We start from the raw sequence: 25,598 nt of genomic DNA on the forward strand, positions 1-25,598 counted from the left end.
TGTGACCTCATATCTTTGATGTGAGGTTGTGCCCTAACATTGGTGAGGGAGAAAGAATCCCCACCAATGAAGTAATCACTTCAAAGGTCAAGCAGTATTTAAGATATGAGTTCGAGTGCTTAGAAACGATTGTTATTCGTTTTTGTGGATGTCGAGCTCTATTACAAGATGTTTGGAGTGCTCTTTATACTATGTATGATTGTTTAATTTATAAGATTATCTTCCGCTATAATGTGATAGATTCACAAGAGCGAGTTAGATGTTTAACTACTTTAAGGTCTTATAAGTTGTGAATAAGTGCTAGTCTAATGTCTCCAAAATCAGTTAGTAATTTTATTATAGCGCAAATGATGAATATTTTTTAATCATTTGGCAGAGGTTCTTGTAAACGTTTTAATTTATTTTACAATTCTAAGTTCTTTTTGTCAATAATAATTTACTGACAGATGTTTGGACTGAGTTTACTTCTAAATCTGCTAAATACAGAAGATTCCAATGCAAAAAGATTTGAGAATGGATAACGGAGTGAGAGGAAGATAAAACAAGTGAACTTCTGATGTAAGATGGACTTTAGCTCCTAATGGAATAGTTGGAAGTGAAAAGGTATCATATTTTGAGCTATTTTTTTGATAGAATTGAGTTCGCAACACCAGAAGCTATGAGAAAAGACAAAATGAGACCTGCTCTACGAGCAGAACCACATTTTCTATCTACGTGCTTTCAGTACTTCGCTGTCCGTTTGCTTAGCTGCTAAAGCAGCAAGAGAAAAAGGCAAAGCACAAAGAGTCAAATGGCATTTCTCTACGCTTCTTGATGGTGTTGCTCGTATCTTGGTATAATTGAATGTGTATGATTAGAAATGAATAAAAAATAACCTGTTCTTAGTGTTTCTATTTTTCATCATTTCTTGCTAATCGTACTTACATCTTGTTATAATATTTTTATATAAAAGAAAGTGAGCAAGTCAATGGTGTATAAAGTTAATTTTAAAGAGGTGGAAACGATTGGTTTTGAAAATTCACCTGTAGCAGAGGCTTTAGCGGGTTTACGTGCGAATGAGGCACGTTATTTTTGGAATAAATATAAGTTTGAATATGTCACATATCCTGCAAACGAAAAGCCTGAGTTGGTTGAGTTGATGACAAAAATCTTGAAGGAAGAACGTGATTTGGTTTTTTCTGCAAAATTGCTTGAGGTGGCTGTTTATGAGGATGAACAGGTGTTTTGGCCAGAGTTTTACTATGAGGATGGGATGGTACTGAACTTGCTTTATGAAAAAGTACCAGCGGTTGAAGGGAAAAAACCTAAACGTGCGGTTGGAATCAAGCTGTCAGTAGGGATGGAAGTTCCGTCAGAACTTGAAGGGAAATTCAAATTTGCACGTCAACGCTCAAAGCTTGCTGGAGAAGTGCGAGGGTCATTTTTTACTGTGAAACAAGAGTGGCTATGATTTGATTTATACTAGTTCATCTTTAATTCTACCCAGTGCGATTACAACTAGCAGGCTGTGTATTGACAGCGTAGAACTTTTAAGCGGTGCGAAAAGTCTGTCAGTGTGCTGACAGCTTTTTTGTCAGCATATTTTACTTTCTGTCAGTAAATTTTTTTGATGGAATGGAGTGAAGTAAAGACTTATTCAGTGGGAGTTTCAACTCACCACTGAATTTAGGACACAACCTCTAGGTGTAACAACTAAGCGACCTGTACGCAGCTAAAGCTGCAACAGTCTGTTTAACATCTTCGATATGAGGTTACACCTCCGCTTCGCTTCGTTATCCATTCGCTCTATCTCCACTTTGCTACGCTATCGATTTCACTAAGCCACTAAAGTGGCAAGTTCAAATCGCAAGCGACTAAAGTCGCAAGGCGAAGTGGTCTTGTCCCAGAAGCCTATCTCGCTTTGCTCCGCTGTCAATTTCGCTAAGTTGCTAAAGCAACAAGCTCAAATCGCAAGCGCTAAAGCACTAACGCCCTAGGGCAGTCGGACGAAATTCAAAGTTGCCATTTCGCCTTATCGCTTTAGCGAGTTGCGACTTCGACTAGGCACGTTCGTGCCGTAGCGAGAATCGACAGCGCAGTGAAACGGAGATAGAGCGAATGGACAGCGGAGCGAAGCGGAGATAGTGCTGCTTTATCCCCTACCTAGGAGGTATAGGGGTGTTGCGATTGCGACTGGGCGCTTTGCCTTTTGCTCTTACCATTTCGTCTTGCCAGCTTTGCTGGCTTAGAACGAATGGATAGCGGAGCGGAGCGAAGATGCAAGCTTCAGCAGCTAGCTTCGCATGACCATTGGTTGTAAGGCACTAAAGTGCCAACGCCAAATGGCAATCAAACGGACAGCGGAGCAACGAAGTTACGTAGACCGTTCGTAGAACGGCGTGCGAAGCACGTAGAGCCTTAGCGAGCATCGACAGCGTAGCCCGAAGGGCGGAGATAGCACGCACTTACTTCAATAAAAACGGATTAATACTGTTTGACTTAGCACGCACTTGTTTTGATAAAATGGCATTTGGGATGATTTCTGTTATAATCATAGGTATGGATACACAGATTAAAGAGAAATTTCGAATTGCTTTGCTTTTTGCTTTAAACGCGGGTTTTATGGATGGTTTTTCATTTTTTCATTTTGATGAACGCTTCATTGGGGCGCAGTCAGGGAATTTGATACAGGCTGGGATTAATATGGCGCAGGGGAATTTTGCGCGCTTTTGGGACTTCGCGATTCCAATGATTTTCTTTGTACTAGGCGTGATGACACGGGGCATTTATTCTAATTATTTGATGAAAAGACACCGCTTTGATGCGACTTATCTACTTTTTATTCAATGGGTGGGTGTGACGATTTTTGCGCTCGCTTATGGTTTGGGATTGCAACTTCCTGTATCGCTCTATGTCGGGATTTTCAGTTATTTCATGTCAATACAATATGATGCATTTACGAAAGTTCATGGGTTTGCTTACGGAAGTATTTTCATGACAGGAAACATGAAATCAATGGCAGCGAAGCTGGCACAATTTTTTATCACAAAAGATAAAGAGAATCTAAGACCAGTTGGGATTTATGCGCTTTTGATTGGGATATTTTTTGCGGGGGCTATGGTTGCGACTTTGCTTGGATACGTGATGGGCAACTGGACGATGATAGGCTCTACGATTTTTATTGGCCTCGCTTATTTGATTGTTCGCTTTGAGGTGATGTGATTTCCGAATGAACTGATGAAATTAAAAAATAATTGCCAAATTTTTTGGCTTTTTTTTATTTATAAATGTTAAAATTTACTTATGGAAAAAAATGAAACTTACGGGAAAAATGTGCTGACAGAACCATTTATCAACAAGGGGACAGCATTTACTGATGAAGAACGGACGAGATTACATTTGCATGGACTTTTGCCTGCAGCTGTTGAAACCTTATCTGAACAGGTTAATCGTGCTTACAAAAAGTTGTCAGCATTGACAGAAAATTATGCAAAAAATCAATATCTCATGTCAATTTATAATTCAAATCGCACCTTGTATTATGCGATTGTGGGGGCATATACAGAGGAGTTGCTTCCCGTCATTTATACGCCAACCATTGCGGATGCTGTGACTCATTTTTCGCGTGATTTTGTATTGCCTCATGATGCAGCATATTTGGACACCGCACATCCCGAACGGATTGAGGAAGCATTAAAATCAGCTGCTGCAAGCCTTGATGCTGTTGATGTGATGGTCATTACTGACGGAGAAGGTGTGCTTGGGATTGGTGACTGGGGTGTAGGCGGTGTCATGATTTCAGTCGGAAAATTGGCGGTTTACACTGTTGCATCAGGTCTTGACCCCAGACGTGTCCTTCCTGTTGTCATTGACAATGGGACTGCAAATCCTGAATTGCTTGCCGACCCAGATTATATCGGAAAAAAAGTGGAGCGTAAAACAGGTGGAGAATATCTGGCTTACATTGACGAATTTGTCAAAGTTGCGAGTCAACTATTTCCTGATGTCTTGTTCCATTGGGAAGATTTTGGACGAGGAAATGCAGCAACAATTTTAGAAACTTATCAGGACAAAATCACAACATTTAATGATGATATTCAGGGGACTGGAATTATGATGGCAGCAGCAGTTTATGCAGTTGCTGAAGTAACAGAAAAAACGATTGATGCACATCGCTATCTTCTATTCGGTGGAGGAACCGCAGGAATCGGTATTGCCGACCAGATTCGTTGTGAATTAATGCTGACAGGTCTGACAGAAAGTGAAGCCTACGATAAAATTTATATCGTTGATCGCTTTGGACTTGTTACACAAAGTTTGTCAGCACTGACAGAAGGTCAAAAACGTTATGCACGAAGAGAGTCTCTACTTGCAGGTTTGTCAGTACTGACAGAAATTATTGAAGCAGTAAAACCTTCAGTTTTGATTGGTTGTTCTGGACAACCAGGGGCATTTACCGAAGAAGCTGTGCGTAAGATGCTTGATTTCAATGAACGTCCAGCGATTTTACCGATTTCGAATCCAACCAAACTTTGCGAAGCAACAGCAGAGGATTTGATTAAATGGACAAATGGAAAAGCGCTTGTTGTGACAGGTAGCCCATCAAGTCCAGTCTTTTTTGAGGGGCATACTTATGTGATTGGTCAAGCGAATAATGCACTGCTCTACCCAGGGTTAGGCTTAGGGATTGTTGTTGCAAAAGCAAGTACAGTCACAGAAAATATGCTCTCAAAAGCAGCGGGTGCGATTTCCTCGTTGCAAGATTTGAGTCAGCTTGGAGCGCCAATTTTACCCCCATTAAAGTTCGTCCGTGAAGCTTCACGCTATGTTGCCCAAGCAGTCGTTCAAGCGGCAATTGATGATGGTGTTGCAACAAGAAAAATTCAAGATGTACAAAAAGCTGTAGAGCAAGAGATTTGGAGCCCAAGATATGACTGAAACTCGCGATGAATATGATACTTTAGGAAAAGTCAAAGTACCACTAGAAGCAAATTGGCAAGCACAAACTCAACGTTCGTTGGAAAATTTTCCAACAGGAGAAAAAATGCCTCTAGGTGTGATTCGCGCACTTTTGAACCTAAAAAAAGCCGCAGCAATTTCAAATGCTGTGCTAGGACAACTTGAGAAAGAAAAATCTGACGCTATTTCGACAACAATTGAGGAGCTTTTGCTTCGCTCAGATGGTGAGCTTAGGGCTGATTTTCCATTATCCATCTATCAAACAGGTTCAGGCACTCAGACCAATATGAATGTCAATGAAGTTGTCGCTCATTTAGCAAGCACTTCGCAGCTTACGATTTTGCCAAATGACGATGTTAATCGTGGACAAAGTTCCAACGATATTTTTCCAACAGCGATGAATATTGTAGCAGTTGAAGCTACTACAAAGCTTGAGCAAGCAGTACAGACATTAATTGACAGCTTGCGCGTGAAACAAGAAGAATTTTGGACGATTGTAAAAGTTGGACGTACACATTTACAAGATGCGACTCCGCTTACCGTTGGGCAAGAAATTTCAGGTTACATTTCAGCATTAAAACATGATTTAGTCTATTTGCAACAATTGCGTCCGACACTTTATGAACTTGCGATAGGAGGGACGGCTGTTGGAACGGGGCTCAATGCAAATCCTAAGCTAGGTGAATGTATTGCGATAAAGATTTCAGCGCTTTATGGTTTTCCTTTCAGTGCAAAATCCAATAAGTTTTATGGTTTAGCACATCATTCAGGCTTGAGCGTTGTTCATGGAGCGATTAAAACACTTGCAGCAGACCTGATGAAGATTGCAGACGATATTCGCTTTCTAGCTTCGGGACCGCGTGCTGCCTATGGCGAGTTTAACATTCCAGCGAATGAACCAGGCTCATCTATCATGCCCGGCAAAGTCAACCCAACACAGGCAGAAGCATTGACAATGGCTGTTTTGCGAGTTTTTGGAAATGATACAACAGTCACTATGGCGAGCAGTCAAGGAAACTTTGAAATGAATGTCTATAAGCCTGTTCTGATCGCAGCTTTTCTGGAGTCTGCAGAACTTCTCACAGGCACAATCATAGGTTTTGCTCAAAAAACCATAGCAGGTCTTGCAATTAATGAAAGGCGTATGGAGGAACTGCTAGAAAACTCATTGATGACAGTTACTGCACTTTCTCCACACATTGGTTATCATGCTGCTGCCGAAATTGCCCAAAAAGCAGAAACAGAAGGATTAACACTTAAAGCAGCCGCAATTTCTTCCGGTTTAGTGAGTCCCTCTGATTTTGAGCAATGGATGGATTTTGCGGCTATGACAAATTTGGAAAGGTCAGAAAAAGAATAAACTGCAAAGATACTGCCTTTTGCTCTTACCATTTCGTCTTGCCAACTTTGCTCTATCTCCGCTTTGCTCCGCTGTCGATTTCACTATCCCCGCGCTGTCCTCGCTATGGTGCTACGTGCTTCGCACGCCGTTCTGCGAACGGTCTATGCAACTTCGTTGCTCCGCTGTCCGTTTGATTGCCATTTGGCGTTGGCACTTTAGTGCCTTACAGCCAATGGTCATGCGAAGCTAGCTGCTAAAGCTTGCATCTTCGCTCCACTCCGCTATCCATTCGTTCTAAGCCAGCAAAGCTGGCAAGACGAAATGGTAAGAGCAAAAGGCAAAGCATTTAGTCGCATAGCGAGCATCGACAACGTAGCGCAGCGAAATAATCTCTAAATGAGACATTTAAAAGTTAGACAGTATTAGGAACATTCTTAAGTTTTTTGGAGCGTCAAATCGTTTACACCAGAATCTAAATTTATAAAAGTAATTAAAAGATGTGATGTGCTGTATTAAATTCTTGACATTGATTTTCAAAGTGATAAAATATAAAGTATAGTTTACAAACGTAAACGATAAGTTGTTATCATTATGAAGAAAAAGAGGGAGAAAAATGGCTTATATCACAAGTTCAGATGAAGAAAAAGTAGAAATTGTCAACATCAAATCTTTGGAAACACGTGTGAAAGAGCGCATGGAGGCACAGGGAAATAAAGGTGCCTTTGGTTATATCAGAGGTGGCTCCGAAGATGAGTGGACAATGGTAGAAAACACCAAAGCATTCAATCATAAAAAAATTGTTCCACGGGTTTTGCGCGGTGTAGATTCAGCAGATTTGAGTACATCAATTTTTGGGATAAATTTGAAGACACCAATCATTCAAGCTCCAGTTGCCGCACAGGGACTTGCTCATATGAAGGGAGAAGTTGACACGGCAAAGGCAATGGCAGAAGTTGGCTCATTGTTTTCAATTAGTACCTATGGGAGTACGTCTGTTGAAGAGGCGGCAGCAGTAGCGCCTGGTGCTCCTCAGTTTTTCCAACTTTACATGAGTAAAGATGACCATTTTAATGAATTTTTGCTGAAAAAGGCGGTAGAAGCTGGGGTAAAGGCCATTATTTTGACGGCTGACTCAACTTTGGGTGGTTATCGTGAAGAGGATGTTATCAATCATTTCCAATTTCCACTTCCCATGCCTAATCTAGCTGCTTTTTCTGAGTCTGATGGTACAGGTAAAGGGATTGGTGAGATTTATGCGGCTGCAAAACAAGGTTTGGTATTAGAAGATATTCAAAAAATTAAAGCGATTACAGGTTTACCTGTTCTTGTCAAGGGAATTCAATCGCCAGATGATGCTTTGCTTGCGATAGAAGCTGGCGCCGATGGCATTTGGGTGTCTAATCATGGTGGACGTCAATTGGATGGAGGACCTGCTTCATTTGATGTATTGCCAGCAATTGCAAAAGTAGTAAATAAGCGCGTACCAGTTGTTTTTGACAGTGGGGTTCGCCGCGGAGAGCATGTCTTTAAAGCACTAGCGAGTGGGGCAGATCTTGTTGCTGTTGGACGCCCTGTTCTTTATGGATTAAATCTTGGCGGTGCATTGGGTGTTCAATCTGTTTTTGAACATCTCAATAAGGAACTTTCAATCACTATGCAACTGGCAGGGACTAAAACGATTGATGAGGTAAAAAATACAGCGTTGATTGATTAGTCGTGAGAAGACTACTTATAATAGTCCAATAGTCCACCTTTAATTTTACGCAGTAAAATTATTAGATGGCTATGCTGTCCATTGGCTGTAAGCTGCTAAAGCAGCATTAAAAAATAAAAGTCTGAACTTCTTTAAGAGTATTCAGACTTTTTTTGTTTCTTGATGGGAATCAATCTTTATTTTTATTTGTGATGCTAGAATGGAGTCACCAAAAAGAAGGAGGTCTTGATGATGAGATTTCAAAGATTTATCCAGAAAAATAGTACAAAAATGATGTGGAGCTCATCTAGCTTGATTGCACTTGCTTTTATTGGACGAGGGCTGCAAGTGGAAGGTCTGTATTTACTTGGAATGATTTTAGCAAGTGTTCTAGGTGCCGTACCTGTGCTGATTCACGCGGTGCAGGCACTTAGAGCAAGAGTCATTTCGATTGATTTGCTTGTCTTGATTGCGGTGATTGGTGCTTTTGCGATTGGCGAATTTGATGAAAGTGCAATTGTGACTTTTCTTTTTACTTTTGGTAGTTTTTTGGAAAAATGGACATTGAGCAAAACGCGTTCGTCAATCAAAAATTTGACTCAAATGGCACCAACGACTGCTACACTTGCTTCTGGAGAAAGCATTGATATTGACGAAGTCAAAATTGGAGAGAAGCTGTTAGTCAAGACAGGGGCACAAATTCCTGTGGATGCGAGTGTTATCAATGGTTTAGGCTATGTTAATGAAGCAAGTATTACAGGGGAATCTAGAAGTGTCAAGAAAAATAGTGGCGATAAAGTTTTTGCAGGAACAATGCTTGAAAATGGCAGTCTTTACATTTTAGCTAAAAAGATAGGTGAAGATACGACTTTTGGTAAGATTATAGCGCTTGTCGAGGAAGCACAAGACGCAAAATCTCCTGCTGAAAAGTTTATTGATCGTTTTGCAAAATATTATACACCAGCGGTATTGATTCTTGCATTACTTATTTTTGCGGTGACACGCAATTTTCAATTGGCTATCACGATTTTGGTACTCGGTTGCCCTGGGGCACTTGTGATTGGTGCACCTGTCAGCAATGTCGCTGGAATTGGCAATGGGGCAAAACATGGCGTTTTGCTTAAAGGAGGCGATGTGATGCACACCTTTAGCAAGATTGATACGCTCGTTTTTGACAAAACAGGGACGTTGACGCTTGGCAATGTTGAGGTTGTGGCTGCCAAGACTTATGGACTTACTGAAAAGACTTTGTCAGCGCTGACAGACCGCATTGCGACGGTAGAAAGTCAGTCCGACCATCCGTTGGCACGTGCCATCGTTCGTTATATCGGTACTTTTAGTGCTGCCAGTACTGATGAAATTTCTGTCATTAAAGGTCAAGGAATTTCTACTGATAACTTACTCATTGGAAATGAAAAATTACTGACAGAAAATAATATTTCATTGACAGAAGCTCAACATGAAGACTTGATAAACTTTCAAAATCAAGGTGCATCAACGGTACTCATAGCAAAAGACGGTCAGCTCAAAATCATCTATGCGATTGCTGATAAGGTTCGTCCAGAAGCTCTGTCAGCACTGACAAGACTTCGTCAGCAAGGAATTTCGCGCACGATTATGCTGACAGGTGACAATGTTGCCACCGCTCAAGTTGTTGCGAGACAGCTAGGGATTGACGAGGTCCATGCTGAATTACTTCCTGAACAAAAGGCAGCAATCATCCAACGACTAAAACGGGAGAGAAGAAAAATTGCTTTTATCGGTGATGGAATCAATGATAGTCCATCGTTAGCAAGCGCTGATATCGGCATTGCAATGGGCTCTGGAACCGATGTGGCAATTGATATAAGTGATATTGTCCTTATGAATTCTAGCTTTACCGAGCTAGTACACGCTTATGGACTTACCCAAGCTACAGTGCGCAATATGACAGAAAATATCATCATCGCTGTTGCTGTCGTCCTCTTTTTACTGATAGGATTAATGCTTGGTGGTGTGACGATGGCAAGTGGAATGTTTGTTCATGAAGCCAGCATTTTAGTCGTTATCTTAAATGCAATGCGTCTCGTTCGTTATCAATAAAACAGGATTTTGTAGTATACTGGCTCAACTTTGAAATGTACGTTCGTCTGCAAAAAACAGATTTTGAAGCAGCCTACTCAAAAGGTGGATGCGAAGCAAATGCAATTAATGTAAAACTTTGTGATTCCGTCACTGACAAAGAACGATTTTACCAATGGTTCGGCCTTGTTCAATCATTTCATGTGCTTTTCGGATATTGTCAGTGCTGACAGCACCCAAATTTTCTGTCAGTGTTGTTTTCAGCGCTCCAGAATCAAGCCATTGCGAAACCTTGGTCAAAATTTCATGTTGACTTTGCAAGTCCGCAGTCATAAAAGCAGATTTTGTGAACATCCACTCAAAACTAAAACTTGCAGATTTGTGAGCCAACTTATCCAGATTAATTGCCTCTCCAGGTTCAACAATATTCGCAATGCGTCCCTGTGGGGCAATTAACTCACAACTTGCTGAAACATGCTGCAAAACAGCATTCAAAATCAAGATATAGTCCACAAATTCGAAGCCTAATCCACGAACTTGCTCAACCAAATCCTTGTGATGATTAACAGTAAAATCAGCGCCAAAATGAGTGACCCAATCAATCGCACGTTGGTTGGAAGCAGTAGCAATCACGGTTAATCCAGCGTTTTTTGCCATCTGAGTTGCAACAGAACCAACACCCCAGCGCCATTGATGATAAGCAGTGATTTTCCATTCATCTTGTCAGTAATTTCAAGTTTTTCAAACAATAATTCATAAGCTGTCAAACTTGTTAATGGCATTGCAACTGCCTCAGCAGAAGTTAAATTTTGAGGAGCAAGTGCGACAATTCGCTCATCAACGGCTTGAAACTCAGAGTTTGAGCCAGAACGCGTAACATCACCCGCCCAAAAAACATAGTCACCAACCTGAAAAAGCGTTACAGCTTCTCCAATTTCAACGACTGTACCAATCCCATCCCAACCCAAAACTTTAGGTTCAGCTAAGTTGTTTTTAAGTCCATGCCTAATTTTTGTATCAACGGGATTAACTGATACACCATCTACTTTAACTAGAATATCATGCGCTTTAAGTTCTGGTTTTTTAAGCTCAAATTCGATAAAATCATTAATTGATTTTCCAGTTGTACCAATTGCTTTCATGTCCTCAACCTCCAAAATATGTTTAATTACCAGCAAAGCTTTGGTAAAAAATTAAAAAGAAATCATTGTAAGTAAAGTTTATACCACACTCGCAAAAAAATCAATCCTAGAGCGAGTGAGTTGAGATATAGGAGAATTAGTACAGACAAAAAATTAAATCTTGATACGAATCAAGTTTCTTTACAAATAAAAATACTATAATGAATTTATCAATAAGGAATACACCTAAAGGAGAGAAAAGATGAATAAAATTATCATGAAACTTGACGAACTAAGCTGCCCATCTTGCATGGCAAAAATTGAAGGTGCAATAAAGCAAACAAAAGGTGTCAGCACTGCCAAAGTACTTTTCAATGCAAGTAAGGTCAAAGCAGAGTTTGATGAAACCGCTGTTACTGCTGATGAGTTAATCAGCGAGGTTGAAAAACTAGGTTATGAAGTCCAAAGTACAAAAATAACCTCTCTAGCATGAAGTCAAGACTTATTCAGTGGGAGTTTCGACTCACCACTGAATCTAGGGTACAACCTCACATCTTCGATATGAGGTCACCCTGTCCCAGAAGCCTAAGTGCTAAAGCACTAACGCCCTAGGGCAGTCGGACGAAATTCAAGGCTTAGTGCTGCTTTATCTCCGACCTAAGAGGTCGGAGTATTGCGATTGCGACTAGGTGCTTTAGCACCTTAGCGAGCATCGACAGCGTAGCCGTAAGGCGGAGATAGCACGCACTTGCTTTGATAAAGACACAGTTTGTATAAGCCAAATAAAGAAAATTTTGATAAAATGAGCTAAAATCAAAAAGAAATCCCTATTTGTCTGTTGTTCAACTCGTGAGTTGGAGAATAAAAATGAAAAAAGAATCAACAATTGAAGAAAAATACGAAGCAGAACTCATCAAAGCAGAACATGATCATCATCAACCAACTGCAGGTGCAATGGCTAGCCATGTTCTGTCTAATTTATTTATTGAGCAAGTGAAATTGATGCAAGCAGTACTTTATGCTAAACATCGTGAAAATAGAGCAACCTTCAAGCAACTTGAAGAGAAAGAGCAAGCCTATTTTTACAATATCTCAGAGCAACTTTTAGATGTAGGGGAAGTCATACCGACAACGATGGATGAATTTACAAAGTATGCTAAATTTATCAATGAATCAGCAAAATTCAAATATGAAGAAGATGAATTACGAATAGAAAATCTGATTCAAGATTTCATGAGCCAAAATTTATTCATTACACGCGCAATCAAATTAGCCACCAAAGAGGAGAAATTTCCTTTGGAGCAAGCTTTAGTTGAATTGCTCGGTTTTAACCAACATACGATTAGAGTATTAGCTTCAGATTTAGGAAAAACGCTTCAAGATTTTATAGATGAGGATGAGGACGATGTGTTGTAACACCAAAAAATACGAACACCCCAGTGAACACCATTGTGTTCAACTTGTACCACTTTTTAACACGCTCACAGAAAAAGAAATTGAAGAAGTAGAGCAGCTTGTTCACCATAGAGTATTTGGAAAAGGGGAAACAGTCATTTCACCAGAACAAAGTCCTCAACTGACGATTGTTGCGCATGGTGGACTAAAGATGTACCAACTCGCAACGAACGGTAAAGAGCAGCTGTTACGCGTTGTTGAGGCAGGTGGTTATGAAGGTGAAAATGCACTTTTTGGTGCAGTAAATGAAAATCTTTTTGGTGAAACATTAGAAGAAACAACGGTTTGTTTCTTGAAAAGACAAGATTTCACAAAACTCCTCATGCAAAATCCAGCATTAAGTTTGAGACTTCTAGAAATCAACGCTAAGAAATCAGAAACAATCGAACAACAAGCCTCATTTTTGATGATGGAAGCAATAGAAAGTCGACTGGCTAACTATCTCTTGCAGCTTGCAAAAGTTGCAAATTCGGAGAGAATAGAGCTGCCCATGAAGATGAAAGATTTAGCAAATTTTGTGGGAACTACACCAGAAACCGTTTCAAGAAAATTTAAGTTACTTGAAAATCGTGGATACATCAGACGTCATGGAAAACACGTAGAAATTCTTGATATTGAAAAACTTGAGGATGACTATATTTGACAAATATTATGCCAAATGAAATCAAGACTTATTCAGTGGGAGTTTCGTAAAACATTTGTCCATTTTCTCTAGTCGCTAAAGCGACTGATAAAAGGGCAACTCGCCACTGAATTTAAGGTAGAACCTCACATCTTCGATATGAGGTCACCTTGTCCAAGAAGCCTAGGCGCTAAGAGCGCCAACGCCCTATGGCAGTCGGACGAAATTCAAGGCTTAGTGCTGCTTTATCTCCGATCTAAGAGGTCGGAGTATTGCGATTGCGACTAGGTGCTTTAGCACCTTAGCGAGCATCGACAGCGTAGCCGTAAGGCGGAGATAGCACGCACTTGCTTCGATGAACTTGAAGTGATTCCTTCGTCAGTAGGAGATTTTTTCTCTCCTACTGATGTTTGGGCACAACCTCGCATCAAAGATATGAGGTCACACCTCCGCTGTCGATTTCACTATCTCCGCAACTTCGTTGTCCGTTTGCTTAGTTGCTAAAGCAGCAAGGCGAAATGGTTCGCTACGGTGCATCAACAGCGTAGTCCCGAGGGCGGAGATAGCACACACTATGCTTCGATAAAATATTTGCATTACAACATTAAGAATTTCAAAGACCAAACCAATATTATTTTGATAAAATTGTAGAAAATATATAATTTAGAATCTAGGTAATAGTATGACAACTACTCACACACACTATCATTTTGACCATGTTGGGAGCTTTTTACGTCCTCAAGCATTAAAGGAAGCACGTACAGCTTACGCAGATGGGAAAATTTCACTTGAAGATTTCAAAAAGGTTCAGCAAGAAGAAATTACAAAATTAGTGAAAAATGAAGCTAAAGTTGGTCTTAAAGCCGTAACAGATGGCGAATTTAATCGCTCATGGTGGCATCTTGATTTTCTTTGGGGATTGAATGGTGTTGGAACTTATGAACAAGAGGATTCTTACAAATTTCATGGGACAAAGACACGAACAACTAATATTGAGTTGACTGGAAAAATTGCTTTTAATCCTGAACATCCTTTCTTTGAAGATTTTAAGTTTTTACAATCTGTTCTACCAGAAGGAGTTGAACCTAAGGTCACTATTCCTTCTCCTTCATTGATTCCTAATCGCGACGGACGTTCAGACCGTTGGCCAGAATTTTATGCAACTTGGGAAGGATTTTTGGATGATTTAGCAGCAGCTTATCATGAAACATTACTTCATTTTTACGAACTTGGTGCCAGATATATCCAACTTGATGATACGACATGGGCTTATTTGATTGCTAGACTCTTGGATGACCCTGAAAATCATGAAAAATATGTCAAAATGTGTGAAGACATTGTTTATGTCGTAAACCGTGTGCTTGAAGGGCTTCCAGAAGATTTGCGTGTGTCCACTCATATTTGCCGTGGAAATTTCAAGTCAACTTATCTTTTTGAAGGGAGCTATGAACCAGTCGCAAAATACTTGGGGCAATTAAACTATGATACTTTCTTTTTGGAGTACGATGATGCCAGATCTGGAAGTTTTGCACCGTTGCCTGAAATTTGGAATAATCGTGAAAATGTCTTGATTGTTCTTGGTGTATTTACTTCAAAACATCCAGAATTAGAAAAAGAGAGCGACATCAATGAGCGCTTGGCTGAAGCGAGAACATTTATTCCTCTTGAAAATCTTGCTCTTTCAACTCAGTGTGGTTTTGCCTCAACAGAAGAAGGAAATCAGCTCACAGAAGATGAACAATGGGCAAAACTTGCTCATATCAAAGCGATTGCTGATAAAATTTGGAACTGAAATTCTGGATGAAGTCAAGACTTATTCAGTGAGAGCTTCGTAAAACATTTGTCCATTTTCTCTAGTCGCTATCTTCGCTGCGCTAAGCAAACGGACAGCGTAGCCGCTCGAAGTGCGGAGATAGCTTACTTCGATAAATCATCTATAAAAAAAGCTCTGTTGGGCTTTTTTTGGTGAGTAATCATGTGAAAAAGTTTTGAAGCGATTACTTCATTGGCAGGGGAAATGAGATTCCGACTAGGCACAAGGATAGATGATGTAGCTAAAAGTGCGGAGATAGCACGCACTTGCTAAGTTAAAAAGTATGAAGTCAAGACTTATTCAGTGGGAGTTTCGTAAAATATTTGTCCATTTTCTCTAGTCGCTAAAGCGACTGATAAAAGGGCAACTCGCCACTGAATTTAGTCGGACGAAATTCAAAGATTGCTATTCTGACTAGGTGCTTCAGCACCGTAACGAGGATGGACAACGTAGCCCGAAGTGTGGAGATAGCACGCACTTGCTTCGATAAAATGCTTCTTGGGCGAAATCTACTAAGCTTTGTTATAATGGTCTTAGAGAAAAAAATGAAGAAAGTGAGAAACGTATGAAATTAACAGCACTTGGTGTCTGGGGAGGATATCCAACTCGAGATGCAGGCACAACTTCTTATCTTTTACAATCAGAGTCGGGTTTTAATTTACTTTTGGATTGTGGTTCACGAGCAGTAACAGAGCTTGAGCATGAATTGCAGCCGACTCAATTGGATGCGGTTATTTTAAGCCACTATCATGAAGATCATATTGCAGACTTGGGAGCTTTGCGGCAATATCGCCAGCTTTATCCACTGGGGCAAGACGGATGGGATGGGATGATGTTACCAATTTACGGACATAGTGAAAATGCATATGAATTTAGCAAATTAACTTTGGATAAGGTATCAGAAGGTCATGCTTATGATGTGGAAAAAGGAACGAAGGTTGGACCATTTGATATTACTTTTATAAAAACGGTACATCCTGTGACAAATTATGCGATGAGAATTAGCGAACGTAGGACAGGGCAGGTCTTAGTCTACACTGGTGATACAGGTTATTTTGAAGCGCTAAAAGATTTTGCGCGTAATGCAGATGTTTTGCTTGCTGATGTTTATTTTTTCAAAGACAAGTCTAAAATGCCTAATCATCTTTCATCTAGGGAAGCAGGAGAAATCGCAAGAGAAGCAGGAGTTAAGCAACTGATTTTAACTCATTTGCCGCAGTTTGGTGATCTGGATATCTTACTGACAGAAGCAAGAGAGGCAGCAGGAAATGTTGTCAGCACTGATTTGGCGGTACCGCATAAAAAATGGCAGTTTTGATGAAGCATTTTAAAAAGCCAATCTTCATTATTATTTCTGTCATTATGCTGACAGCCCTTATCTTTGTTTCTATCAAAATCCGAAGCAATGTCATTGATTATAATCCTCCCAAAACTAAGACACAGATTGAACAATTAGTTAAGGCAAGTGCTGACAGTTCTAAAACACGCTTTGTCAGTGATGATAAGCATTATCAGCGAAATTTGTTTGTTTCTGACATTCATGGAAGATTAGCAGGTTTGAAAAAAACACTGACAGATATCCATTTTAGTAAAAATGACCGACTTTTTGTTTTGGGGGACAGTATTGATCATGGGCGATTTGGTTTTGATGTTTTACTTTATTTGCTGAAAACTTTGCCAGCTGAGGGTTATCACGTGACAGTCATGATGGGAAATCATGAGCAGATGTGGTTACAACTTGCTGATAGAGGTAAAACGGATGCGGAGCAACTTTCTGGTGCGATTGGTGCAGTTGATATTTATGAAGGAGCTCCGCCTAATGGCTGGCAGTATTCACTTGAGAATTGGAGAAAGCTGTCAGTTACTGACAGACAATTTTTACTGACAGAAATGAAAAATAATTTTGGTCAGCCCCAACAGTTGATCGAAAAAATCGGGAATCAATGGGTGGTATTATCACACAGTGCATTGATGAAGTTATCCTATAAAAAAGAGACAACATTTGATTTGTTTTGGGAACATTTGCCTGGTGATTCTTTTGAACGACGAAATAGTGTTGCAAAAACAGTAGGTGTGTCAAATGCTGATGTTCAGGTGTTTATTGGGCATGTCAGCGGTAAGTTATTTGGCAAACATCCAAACTATATTTGTTTGGACGATACTATTGTCAACGGTACATTAAAGCAATTTGAAGCAGTTCCAGTCAAAATTTATTGTCTTGAACAACAGAAATTTTTAGAATAAATGAACTTTACATTAGAACAAAAAGAATTTTTTATGAATGAAGCCTTGAAAGAGGCTCAGAAGGCTGCAGGGAATGAAGAAGTCCCCATAGGTAGTGTGATTGTTAAAGATGGTGAAATTATTGCTCGTGGTTTTAATCGTAGAGAACTAGATGGTAAAGCAACTCATCATGCAGAAATCTGTGCGATTGAAGCAGCAAATCAAGTCGTAAATAATTGGCGACTATTGGATTGTGCACTTTTTGTCACGATTGAGCCTTGCGTGATGTGTGCGGGTGCAATTGGTTTGGCACGGATTCCACAAGTTTATTTTGGTGCGACTAATCCTAAGTTTGGTGGGACTGTGAGTCTTTATCAAATTTTAGAAGATGAGCGATTAAACCATCGCGTTCAAGTTGAAGCAGGCATACTAAAGGAAGAATGTGCAGCAATCATGCAAAACTTTTTTAAGAATAGACGAAAAAAATAAATTATGATATAATATCCTTGGAGCAATAAGTTTCTTACGAAGCGTGTCAGGACCTGACGGTAGCAGCACTAAGTTTGGAGCTTATGTGCTCTTTTTTGTTTTATCGAAGTAAGTGCGTGCTATCTCCGCCCTTCGGGCTACGCGATAAACATTTGTCCATCTTCTCTAGTCGCTATCTTCGCTGCGCTAAGCAAACGGACAAATGTTTTACGAAACTTCCACTGAATAAGTCTTGACTTCATTTCCTCATTTTTCATGAATGATTCATTATGATAATATTTACAAAAAGATGGGATTTTTTCTAGTGTCTAAATTCACTACGATTCATCACAGTCCACAATTTTATGGAGAAATTTTGGGGTTCCTTTGTTATATGTGAAATAAAAATATAGATAAAATTCTGTATTTTTTATTTTGGGTTGCTTTAAAATGTTATTTTTTTTACGTTTTTAGAGATATTTAAGTTAACTATTGACAATTTTTTTATTTAGGTTTATTATGGGTTTATCAAAAAGATTTAACGTTAAACTTAAAGAAGGAAATTTTATGGAACAAATGGCTCAAGGGCAAAGAATGGGGAAGAAAAAAGGAATATTGAGGGAAAAATTAAAGAATAATGCCTCACTCTATCTCCTGCTCGCTCCAGCAACGATTTTACTTATTATGTTTGCTTATATCCCAATGTACGGACTTCTGATGGCTTTCAAGAATTATTCGCCTGCTCTAGGAGTTTGGAGAAGTCCTTGGGTGGGATTGATGTGGTTTCAGCAATATTTTAGTTCTTACCAATTTTTGCCAACCATATTTAATACACTAAAAATTGCGCTATACAGTATAGCAATTGGATTTACTTTCCCCATTATTTTAGCTTTGATTTGTAATCAAATTCGAGTTCAGGCTTTTAAAAAGTTCTTTCAAGTGACGACTTATTTGCCTCACTTTATCTCGACAATGGTAATGTGCGGAATGTTGCTTTTATTTCTTTCACCTTCCTCTGGTATGATAGCAAATTTCTTACATTTATTTAACTTGAAAATGCCCGATATTGTAGGAAACCCAAATTCTTTCGCGAGTATGTACGTTTGGTCAGATGTTTGGCAGCATGTGGGTTGGAATTCAATTATTTATTTGGCAGCTCTATCTGCGATTGACCCTACTTATTATGAAGCGGCGACAATGGATGGGGCGACTCGCTTTCAACAAATGATTAAGATTGATTTACCACTTTTAGTTCCAACGATGATGATTATGCTGATATTGACGGTGGGTCAACTTCTTAATATTGGTTTTGAAAAAGTGTTACTTTTACAGAATCCTTTGAACTTACCTGGAAGTGAAATCATTTCAACCTATGTTTATAAAGTGGGCTTGCAATCATTTCAATATTCATATTCGACGGCTATTAATTTATTTCAAACCGTCATCAATCTGGTAGTTCTTGTAACGGTTAATTTTATTTCTCGCCGTTTGACTAAAACAGGATTATTTTAGGGGATAAAAATGGCAAGCAAAATAAAAAAAGTAAAGAAACCGACAACTTTAAATGAAAAAATTTTTAATTTTGTCGTTTATGGTTTATCTGTTCTACTAATTTTGGTGATTATTTATCCTTTGTGGTTTGTTATCATTGCCAGTTTTTCAAATCCGGCAGATGTGGCAAGTGGTGCGGTATGGTTTTGGCCCAAGTCGTGGAGTTTAAAAGGCTACCAAGTCTTGTTTCAACAACCCTTGCTTTGGCGCTCCTATTTTAATACGATATTCTATACCTTGGCGGGTACGGCTTTTGGTTTACTGGTCAATATTCCAGTAGCTTATGCATTGACGCGAAAAGACCTGTTTGGAAGAAAATGGATTTCACTTCTTTATGTTATTCCAATGTTTGTAACAGGCGGTTTGATCCCGATTTATTTGGTGACTAAAAATTTTGGCCTGCTTAATACGATTTGGGTGATGATTATCCCATTTGCTGTATCTCCTTATAATATTATTGTGGCTAGAACTTTCTTTCAGGAGTCTATTCCAGAGGGTTTATGGGAGGCAGCTCAAGTGGACGGTAGTGGAACTATTCGATATTTCTTTACGATTGTACTTCCTTTATCAAAAGCAATCTTAGCTGTTATAGGTTTATGGACAGCGGTAGGTATTTGGAATTCCTGGTTTAATGCTTTAATTTATTTGACTAATCCAAATTTGCAGCCCTTACAGCTTTTACTCAGACAGTTGTTGATTATGAATCAAACTTTACAGACACAAACCACAGGTGCTATGGCAAGTGAGTTGGCACAAACTTCTCAGATGATGCAATATGCTTCTATTGTTATTTCCACATTACCTATTATGTTAGTCTATCCATTCTTACAGAAATATTTTAATCAAGGGGTGATGGTTGGGGCTATCAAAGAATGAGTTTCTATTACTCTGAAATAGAAAAGATTGGAATCAAAATTAAATTATAAATTTAGGAGAAATTTATCATGAAAAATCGTAAGATTGCTATTGGGATTGGGACTGTTACAGTCCTTGCTGCTGTGACTCTACTCTCAGCTTGTGGAAGTGGTCAGGCAAAAAGTAATTCATCTAATACAACCAACAAGAATTTTACCGTGGCAACAGATCGGTGGGCAGATTGGGGAACAGATTTTGAAAAATTCCCTAATCAGCTTGCTAAAAAGGCAGGAATCAAGGTGAATTGGGATGTTTATGTGGATGCGAATTGGGCAGATAAAAAAGCAACTATCCTCTCAAGTGGAAATCTACCTGATGTTTTTATGGGAAGTAATACTTTTACTGACCAACAAATTGCGCAAAATCAGAATGATTTTATTGATTTGAGCAAGTATATTAATGAAAAAGATATGCCAAATTTGATGAAAATGTTGAAGGATAATCCAGAGATGAAGGCAACAATCACAAGTCCTGATGGCAAGATTTACAGTCTTCCTAAGATTGCTCCAATGCGTCCAACAATTGCGAATCAGTTGTTTATCAATCAAAAGTGGTTGACTCAGCTTGGTTTGAAGATGCCAACAACTTATGACGAGTTTGTCAATGTGTTAGAGCAATTTAAGGAAAAAATTCCTGGAAGTATTCCTTATGCGACAGGAAACTGGGATCCAGTATTTTCTTATATCTTACCTTTCAATAATCGTCTAGGTGCTGCGGGTACAAATGGGATGGAGCTTTATGATGGTAAAGTTGCTTGGGCTTACGATACAGAGGAATATAAAGCCGGAATTGAAGCCATGCATGAAGCTTATACCAAAGGATTGATTGACCCTGAAATGTTTACAGAAACAACAACTCAGGCACAAAACAAAATGATGGCGACCACCGAAAAAGTGGGTGTAGCTGCAGGTTGGACAGCAGATGCAAATTTTGGTGCGAACGCTAAGGACTATGTTGCTTTGCCTGCACTCAAGGGACCTGACGGAAAACAATATGTGATGAGTGATCCAGATCATTTTAACCAAAGTCGTAATGAAGTATTGGTTACGACACATGCTAAAAATGTTAAAGCCTTGATGAAATGGCTAGATAGTTTTTACACAGAAGATGCTTCAATCCAAAACTATTATGGTGAATTTGGAGTGGGTACAGAGAAAACAGCGGATGGATACACAGTATTAAAACCTACTGGCGAAAATTCAGCGGATACTCAAGCTTGGATTAACTCACTTCGTGACTTTGGACCAAAAGTTTGGTCAGAAGCGGACAACAGTAAAGTCACTTATCAAGATCAAAACAATGGAGATGCTTTAAAACTTAAAATGGATGCAACGTTGAAGCAATATGCATTACCTGCCTTTCCAAATGTCCAATACACAAGTAAAGAGTTGAATACTATTGCTCAGGTTTATCAACAGTTGAGTGCTTATGCGGCACAAATGCAGGCGCAATGGGTTACTAAAGGTGGTGTAGATAAAGATTGGTCAACTTATGAATCTAAACTGAAAGCGATGGGATTGGACAAGTTTATGAAAATCCAAAATGATGCTTACAAACGGTATGAAAAACAAGTTAATAAGTAGTCGTGTTTAGAAACTCTGCTTTTTCGGCGAACTACGCTTTGGCGCTCGGCTTTTACGCCACTCCGCTTCGCTCCAACGTCCATTCGCTCTACCTCCGCTTTGCTACGTTGTCGATTTCACTATCTCCACAACCTCGTTGCTTCGCTGTCCGTTTGCTTAGCAAGCAAAGCTTGCAAGACGAAATGGTAAGAGCAAAAGGCAAAGCACCTAGTCGCAGTGGCAACCGACTAGATGAAACAACTAGCATATCCATAAGCGCTAAAGCGCAAACGGCTATCCTATAAAGTCGGAAGTTTAAATCGCAAGCGACTGAAGTCACAAGGCGAAGTGGCGATTAAATGAACGCAAAGCTAGTTCGCTTTCAAAAGCAAAACGAGTTTCCAAACAACTTTAATGAGTTGTATTGTCAGAGGTTTCCTCCTACCTCTGACTTTTCTTAGTGAGGGTGGGAGAAAATGGGAAAATTACTCAATGTTAGTAGTCCTGTAATGCGGGTGATGGCGCGTGTCACAGATCTTGTGATTTTGAATACGTTGTTTATTCTGACAGCTTTGCCGCTCATTACGATAGGTGCGAGTTTGTGTGCTTTGCAGACTAATTTGCAGAAAATCTTGAGGCATCGTGAATCAGGGTTGGTGCGCGACTATTTTCGGGTTTTTAAGCAGAATTTTAAACAGGCAACTTTACTTTGGATGGGAATTTTGTTGCTTGTATTTATTTTGTTTGCAGATTTTCGATTGATTAATCGTTTGCCGATTCCTGTTGAATTTTTGCTGGGAGTAGCTGCGGGGATTTTGGCTATTTTGTTAGCTGTGGTGGCTATTTATGGATTTGCTTATCTGGGACGGTATGAAAATTCAATGAAAATGATGTTGCGAAACGTCATCGTTTTGAGTTTACAAAATTTATTTCAGACAATATTTTTATTGGTTTTTAATGGATTTGTGATTTATTTTACAATTTCTAGTCCAGAAGCACTTTTGACAATGATTTATGTGTTTACTTTTGGAGGCTTTGCAGTAGTAAATCTTGCTTCTGCAGTAATGATTAAGCAAGTTTTTGATAGAATAGAGAAAAATAAAAAAGCAGACTGACAGCTTTCTGTCAGTGCTGACAGTGAGAAATAAATGGTAAAAAAATGAAGAATAATAAAATTATTTTTGAAAAGGCACGATTTACTGTGCTGACGGAGCAATTGATTCGGATTGAATACAGTGAAACAGGTCAATTTGAAGAAGGTCAGACGCAGATTGTGCAAAATAGGGATTTTCCCGCTGTGGACTTTGATATGATTGAAAAGGAAAATTCGCTTGAGATTTTGACTTCCTCTGTGCATTTGTACTATACAGGTGGTGAATTTTCAAAATCAAATCTCTTTGCGGATGTAAAATTTAATTTCTCGGTTTACTCTAACCGCTGGTATTTTGGCGAAGAGATTGAGGATAACTTGGGAGGAACAACGCGAACGCTTGATAAGGTTGATGGGTCATGCCGATTAGAAGATGGTATCATGTCAAAAAATGGATATGCGGTGCTGACAGATAGCAGTTTAGTACTGACAGAAAATGGGGACATTGCAGGTCATTCTGTCAGTAGTGTTGATTTGTATTTGTTTGCTTACGGTCGTGATTATCGTAAGGCTTTGCGTGATTATTATCTATTGACAGGACCGACACCTGCTTTACCTCGTTTTGCGCTGGGAAATTGGTGGAGTCGCTATTATGAATATTCAGCAGGTTCATATTTGGCGTTAATGGATCGATTTACAGCTGAGAAAATTCCTTTGTCTGTTGCGGTGATTGACATGGATTGGCATCGAGTCAGTGACGTTCCAGCAAAATATGGTTCAAGTTGGACAGGCTATTCTTGGAATAAGAAATTGTTTCCAGAGCCAGAAAAATTTTTGAATGCTTTGCATCAACGTGGTGTAAAAGTGACGCTAAATGATCATCCTGCTGATGGTATTCGAGCTTTTGAGGATATATATCCTGTGGTTGCTGAGCGGATGGATTTAGATAAAGGATTGGAAGAAGCAGCAAAGTTTGACTTTGATAATCCGGAGTTTCGCGCCACTTATTTTGAGGATGTGCATGGACTTTTAGAGAAATATGGCACGGACTTTTGGTGGCTGGATTGGCAACAGGGCGCCATTTCTAGCTCTGGTGCAGATCCGCTTTGGCTCTTGAATCATTATCAATATGCAGATAGTTTGAAGAAATCGGGAAATGGAATGCTTTTGAGTCGTTATGCAGGTCCAGGCTCTCACCGTTATCCAATTGGATTTTCAGGAGATACAGTTATTTCATGGGCGAGCTTAGATTTTCAACCTTATTTTACAAGTACGGCGACAAATATTGGCTATACTTGGTGGAGTCATGATATTGGCGGTCACATGCAAGGTTCAAAAGATGCTGAATTGACACTACGCTGGATTCAATATGGGGTGTTTTCTCCGATTAACCGTTTACATTCATCAAAATCAGAGTTTACGAGTAAGGAACCTTGGCATTTTGATGCGGTTGTTGCAGCATCAATGAAGAATTTTTTAAGGCTTCGTCATGAACTCATTCCGTATCTTTATACTGCAAATCTCAGGACAGCACAGGAAGGGCGGGCACTGATTGAGCCGCTTTATTATGAATATCCGCTTGATGATGCGGCTTATCGGCATCCGAATCAGTATTTCTTTGGAGATCAGCTGATGGTTGCACCAATAACAAAGAAGATGAATATTGAGCTGCAAATGAGTGGAGTCGAAGTTTGGCTTCCTAAAGGAATTTGGTACGATTTTTTTACAGGTCAAAGATATGATGGAGATGTAGAGATAAAAGTATTCCGAGAAATCACTGAGATACCAGTATTTGCAAGGGCAGGTGCCATTATCCCTATGGATAAAAACCCTTTGAAGAATGAAGAAGTACCAAGTGAAATAGTTTGGAAAATCTTTCCAGGTGCTGATGGTCAGTATGTTTTGCTTGAAGATGGTCGAAAAACGACGGCTAGCATCACTGACGGGATTCTGTCAGTGCTGACAAGTTCTGATTTGCAAGATGATAGTTTGTCAGTCCGTAAACACTCGATTATTTATGGAGGACGTGAGGTTGCGACAAATCTGATGGGAGACTTTGAGTTGGATTTAAAAACTTTTAGTGCCGAATTTGACTGGGGCTTCAAGGAAAATTTATTTAGACGTTTGGATATTGCAGAAATTGATTATGTTGATAAGGACGAGATTTTTAATCGTTTGTCAGTACTGACAGAGTTTGATAAGCGAGTTGCTTTTATCAAAAGTTTAAAAAATGTTGATTTACAAGATAATTTATTTGAATTACTTTATAGTGGAAAATAACGTTAAACCTCTGTATAATGATATGCAGAGGTTTAATTTAGCTTCTAATACTGTTGCACACAAACTATCTCTTGCAAATAAGAAGAACATCGCTTTTTCAAATTGTCGCAAGGCACGTACTTCATGCGCCGTTCTGTGAAAGGTCTGCATTCATTTCACTCCGTTAGTGAAGCTTGCAACCGCTATCCATTCGTTCTATCTCCGCTTCGCTACACTGTCGATTTCACTATCTCCGCAACTTCGTTGCTTCGCTGTCCGTTTGATTGCCATTTGTTAGTGCCTTACAGCCAATGGTCATGCGAAGCTAGCTGCTAAAGCTTGCATCTTCGCTCCGCTCCGCTCCGCTATCCAGTCGTTCTAAGCCAGCAAAGCTGGCAAGACGAAATGGTAAGAGCAAAAGAAGGCACCTAGTCGTAGTGGCAAAGAAGTTCAAATCCCAATCCAGCAAAGCTGGTAAGATGAAA

The 25,598-nt window shown here is 39.5% G+C and carries 18 protein-coding genes, 1 other RNA gene and 1 pseudogene; 19 read left to right on the forward strand and 1 reads right to left on the reverse strand.

Annotated features, from left to right (window positions below):
• Window positions 1–967 precede the first annotated feature (967 nt).
• The 6 genes from FLP15_RS06350 (at window position 968) to FLP15_RS06375 (ending at window position 10,055) form a co-directional block, all read left to right on the forward strand.
• Window positions 968–1,450, forward strand: coding sequence for a phage tail protein (locus tag FLP15_RS06350; protein WP_142766418.1), 483 nt, complete (start codon window positions 968–970; stop codon window positions 1,448–1,450).
• 1,088 nt (window positions 1,451–2,538) lie between these two features.
• Window positions 2,539–3,201 carry a YoaK family protein gene (locus tag FLP15_RS06355; RefSeq protein WP_142767452.1) on the forward strand — a complete coding sequence of 221 codons (663 nt, stop codon included), beginning with the start codon at window positions 2,539–2,541 and terminating at the stop codon, window positions 3,199–3,201.
• 81 nt (window positions 3,202–3,282) lie between these two features.
• The gene (locus tag FLP15_RS06360) at window positions 3,283–4,917 is read left to right on the forward strand and encodes an NAD-dependent malic enzyme (RefSeq protein WP_142766419.1); all 1,635 of its coding nucleotides are present in this window, start codon (window positions 3,283–3,285) and stop codon (window positions 4,915–4,917) included.
• Window positions 4,910–6,298, forward strand: coding sequence for a class II fumarate hydratase (locus FLP15_RS06365; protein WP_142766420.1), 1,389 nt, complete (start codon window positions 4,910–4,912; stop codon window positions 6,296–6,298). Before FLP15_RS06360 ends, FLP15_RS06365 begins: the two co-directional genes overlap by 8 nt.
• Window positions 6,299–6,893: 595 nt before the next feature.
• The gene (locus FLP15_RS06370; protein WP_142766421.1) at window positions 6,894–7,994 is read left to right on the forward strand and encodes a lactate oxidase; all 1,101 of its coding nucleotides are present in this window, start codon (window positions 6,894–6,896) and stop codon (window positions 7,992–7,994) included.
• A gap of 231 nt (window positions 7,995–8,225) precedes the next feature.
• Window positions 8,226–10,055, forward strand: a complete 1,830-nt coding sequence (locus tag FLP15_RS06375) for a heavy metal translocating P-type ATPase (RefSeq protein ID WP_142767453.1) — start codon at window positions 8,226–8,228, stop codon at window positions 10,053–10,055.
• Window positions 10,056–10,184: 129 nt separating this feature from the next.
• Here the strand turns inward: FLP15_RS06375 and FLP15_RS06380 are convergent.
• Window positions 10,185–11,176 (reverse strand): annotated as a pseudogene (locus tag FLP15_RS06380) (zinc-binding alcohol dehydrogenase family protein).
• A gap of 241 nt (window positions 11,177–11,417) precedes the next feature.
• Between FLP15_RS06380 and FLP15_RS06385 the strand changes: the two are divergent.
• The 13 genes from FLP15_RS06385 (at window position 11,418) to FLP15_RS06445 (ending at window position 25,134) form a co-directional block, all read left to right on the forward strand.
• Window positions 11,418–11,648: a heavy-metal-associated domain-containing protein gene (locus tag FLP15_RS06385; RefSeq protein ID WP_142766422.1), complete on the forward strand. Its 231-nt coding sequence runs from the start codon at window positions 11,418–11,420 to the stop codon at window positions 11,646–11,648.
• Between the two features lie 374 nt (window positions 11,649–12,022).
• Window positions 12,023–12,571 (forward strand): DNA-binding protein, encoded by a 549-nt coding sequence (locus tag FLP15_RS06390; RefSeq protein WP_142766423.1) that lies wholly within the window; start codon window positions 12,023–12,025, stop codon window positions 12,569–12,571.
• Window positions 12,561–13,253: a Crp/Fnr family transcriptional regulator gene (locus FLP15_RS06395; protein ID WP_142766424.1), complete on the forward strand. Its 693-nt coding sequence runs from the start codon at window positions 12,561–12,563 to the stop codon at window positions 13,251–13,253. Before FLP15_RS06390 ends, FLP15_RS06395 begins: the two co-directional genes overlap by 11 nt.
• A gap of 661 nt (window positions 13,254–13,914) precedes the next feature.
• Complete coding sequence (locus FLP15_RS06400; protein ID WP_142766425.1) at window positions 13,915–15,024, forward strand: vitamin B12 independent methionine synthase; 1,110 nt, start codon at window positions 13,915–13,917, stop codon at window positions 15,022–15,024.
• Between the two features lie 586 nt (window positions 15,025–15,610).
• Complete coding sequence (locus tag FLP15_RS06405; protein WP_142766426.1) at window positions 15,611–16,363, forward strand: MBL fold metallo-hydrolase; 753 nt, start codon at window positions 15,611–15,613, stop codon at window positions 16,361–16,363.
• Entirely contained in the window at window positions 16,351–17,289 is a 939-nt protein-coding gene (locus FLP15_RS06410; RefSeq protein ID WP_142766427.1) for a metallophosphoesterase, read from the forward strand. The genes FLP15_RS06405 and FLP15_RS06410 overlap by 13 nt, the downstream gene beginning before the upstream one ends.
• Window positions 17,290–17,757, forward strand: a complete 468-nt coding sequence (gene tadA, locus FLP15_RS06415) for a tRNA adenosine(34) deaminase TadA (protein WP_142766428.1) — start codon at window positions 17,290–17,292, stop codon at window positions 17,755–17,757.
• Between the two features lie 14 nt (window positions 17,758–17,771).
• Window positions 17,772–17,857: signal recognition particle sRNA small type (gene ffs, locus FLP15_RS06420), an RNA gene on the forward strand.
• 473 nt (window positions 17,858–18,330) lie between these two features.
• On the forward strand, window positions 18,331–19,248 hold the full coding sequence (locus FLP15_RS06425) for an ABC transporter permease (protein WP_190288378.1): 918 nt from the start codon (window positions 18,331–18,333) through the stop codon (window positions 19,246–19,248).
• A 9-nt stretch (window positions 19,249–19,257) separates the two neighbouring features.
• A complete protein-coding gene (locus tag FLP15_RS06430) occupies window positions 19,258–20,163 on the forward strand; it encodes a carbohydrate ABC transporter permease (RefSeq protein ID WP_142766429.1) in 906 nt (301 codons plus the stop codon).
• 68 nt (window positions 20,164–20,231) lie between these two features.
• Window positions 20,232–21,785 (forward strand): type 2 periplasmic-binding domain-containing protein, encoded by a 1,554-nt coding sequence (locus tag FLP15_RS06435; protein WP_142766430.1) that lies wholly within the window; start codon window positions 20,232–20,234, stop codon window positions 21,783–21,785.
• A 455-nt stretch (window positions 21,786–22,240) separates the two neighbouring features.
• Window positions 22,241–22,879, forward strand: a complete 639-nt coding sequence (locus FLP15_RS06440; RefSeq protein WP_142766431.1) for a YesL family protein — start codon at window positions 22,241–22,243, stop codon at window positions 22,877–22,879.
• 44 nt (window positions 22,880–22,923) lie between these two features.
• Window positions 22,924–25,134 carry a glycoside hydrolase family 31 protein gene (locus tag FLP15_RS06445; RefSeq protein ID WP_142766432.1) on the forward strand — a complete coding sequence of 737 codons (2,211 nt, stop codon included), beginning with the start codon at window positions 22,924–22,926 and terminating at the stop codon, window positions 25,132–25,134.
• The last annotated feature ends 464 nt before the right edge of the window (window positions 25,135–25,598 follow it).

It is taken from the genome of Lactococcus protaetiae (genome assembly GCF_006965445.1).
Classification (GTDB): Bacteria; Bacillota; Bacilli; order Lactobacillales; family Streptococcaceae; genus Lactococcus; species Lactococcus protaetiae.

Coding starts and splice junctions, on each gene's coding strand:
- FLP15_RS06410 (WP_142766427.1), top strand. CDS start 16,351: ATGGCAGTTTTGATGAAGCATTTTAAAAAGCCAATCTTCATTATTATT.
- FLP15_RS06360 (WP_142766419.1), top strand. CDS start 3,283: ATGGAAAAAAATGAAACTTACGGGAAAAATGTGCTGACAGAACCATTT.
- FLP15_RS06440 (WP_142766431.1), top strand. CDS start 22,241: ATGGGAAAATTACTCAATGTTAGTAGTCCTGTAATGCGGGTGATGGCG.
- FLP15_RS06375 (WP_142767453.1), top strand. CDS start 8,226: ATGAGATTTCAAAGATTTATCCAGAAAAATAGTACAAAAATGATGTGG.
- FLP15_RS06445 (WP_142766432.1), top strand. CDS start 22,924: ATGAAGAATAATAAAATTATTTTTGAAAAGGCACGATTTACTGTGCTG.
- FLP15_RS06395 (WP_142766424.1), top strand. CDS start 12,561: ATGTGTTGTAACACCAAAAAATACGAACACCCCAGTGAACACCATTGT.
- tadA (WP_142766428.1), top strand. CDS start 17,290: ATGAACTTTACATTAGAACAAAAAGAATTTTTTATGAATGAAGCCTTG.
- FLP15_RS06365 (WP_142766420.1), top strand. CDS start 4,910: ATGACTGAAACTCGCGATGAATATGATACTTTAGGAAAAGTCAAAGTA.
- FLP15_RS06430 (WP_142766429.1), top strand. CDS start 19,258: ATGGCAAGCAAAATAAAAAAAGTAAAGAAACCGACAACTTTAAATGAA.
- FLP15_RS06355 (WP_142767452.1), top strand. CDS start 2,539: ATGGATACACAGATTAAAGAGAAATTTCGAATTGCTTTGCTTTTTGCT.
- FLP15_RS06350 (WP_142766418.1), top strand. CDS start 968: ATGGTGTATAAAGTTAATTTTAAAGAGGTGGAAACGATTGGTTTTGAA.
- FLP15_RS06425 (WP_190288378.1), top strand. CDS start 18,331: ATGGGGAAGAAAAAAGGAATATTGAGGGAAAAATTAAAGAATAATGCC.
- FLP15_RS06405 (WP_142766426.1), top strand. CDS start 15,611: ATGAAATTAACAGCACTTGGTGTCTGGGGAGGATATCCAACTCGAGAT.
- FLP15_RS06435 (WP_142766430.1), top strand. CDS start 20,232: ATGAAAAATCGTAAGATTGCTATTGGGATTGGGACTGTTACAGTCCTT.
- FLP15_RS06370 (WP_142766421.1), top strand. CDS start 6,894: ATGGCTTATATCACAAGTTCAGATGAAGAAAAAGTAGAAATTGTCAAC.
- FLP15_RS06390 (WP_142766423.1), top strand. CDS start 12,023: ATGAAAAAAGAATCAACAATTGAAGAAAAATACGAAGCAGAACTCATC.
- FLP15_RS06400 (WP_142766425.1), top strand. CDS start 13,915: ATGACAACTACTCACACACACTATCATTTTGACCATGTTGGGAGCTTT.
- FLP15_RS06385 (WP_142766422.1), top strand. CDS start 11,418: ATGAATAAAATTATCATGAAACTTGACGAACTAAGCTGCCCATCTTGC.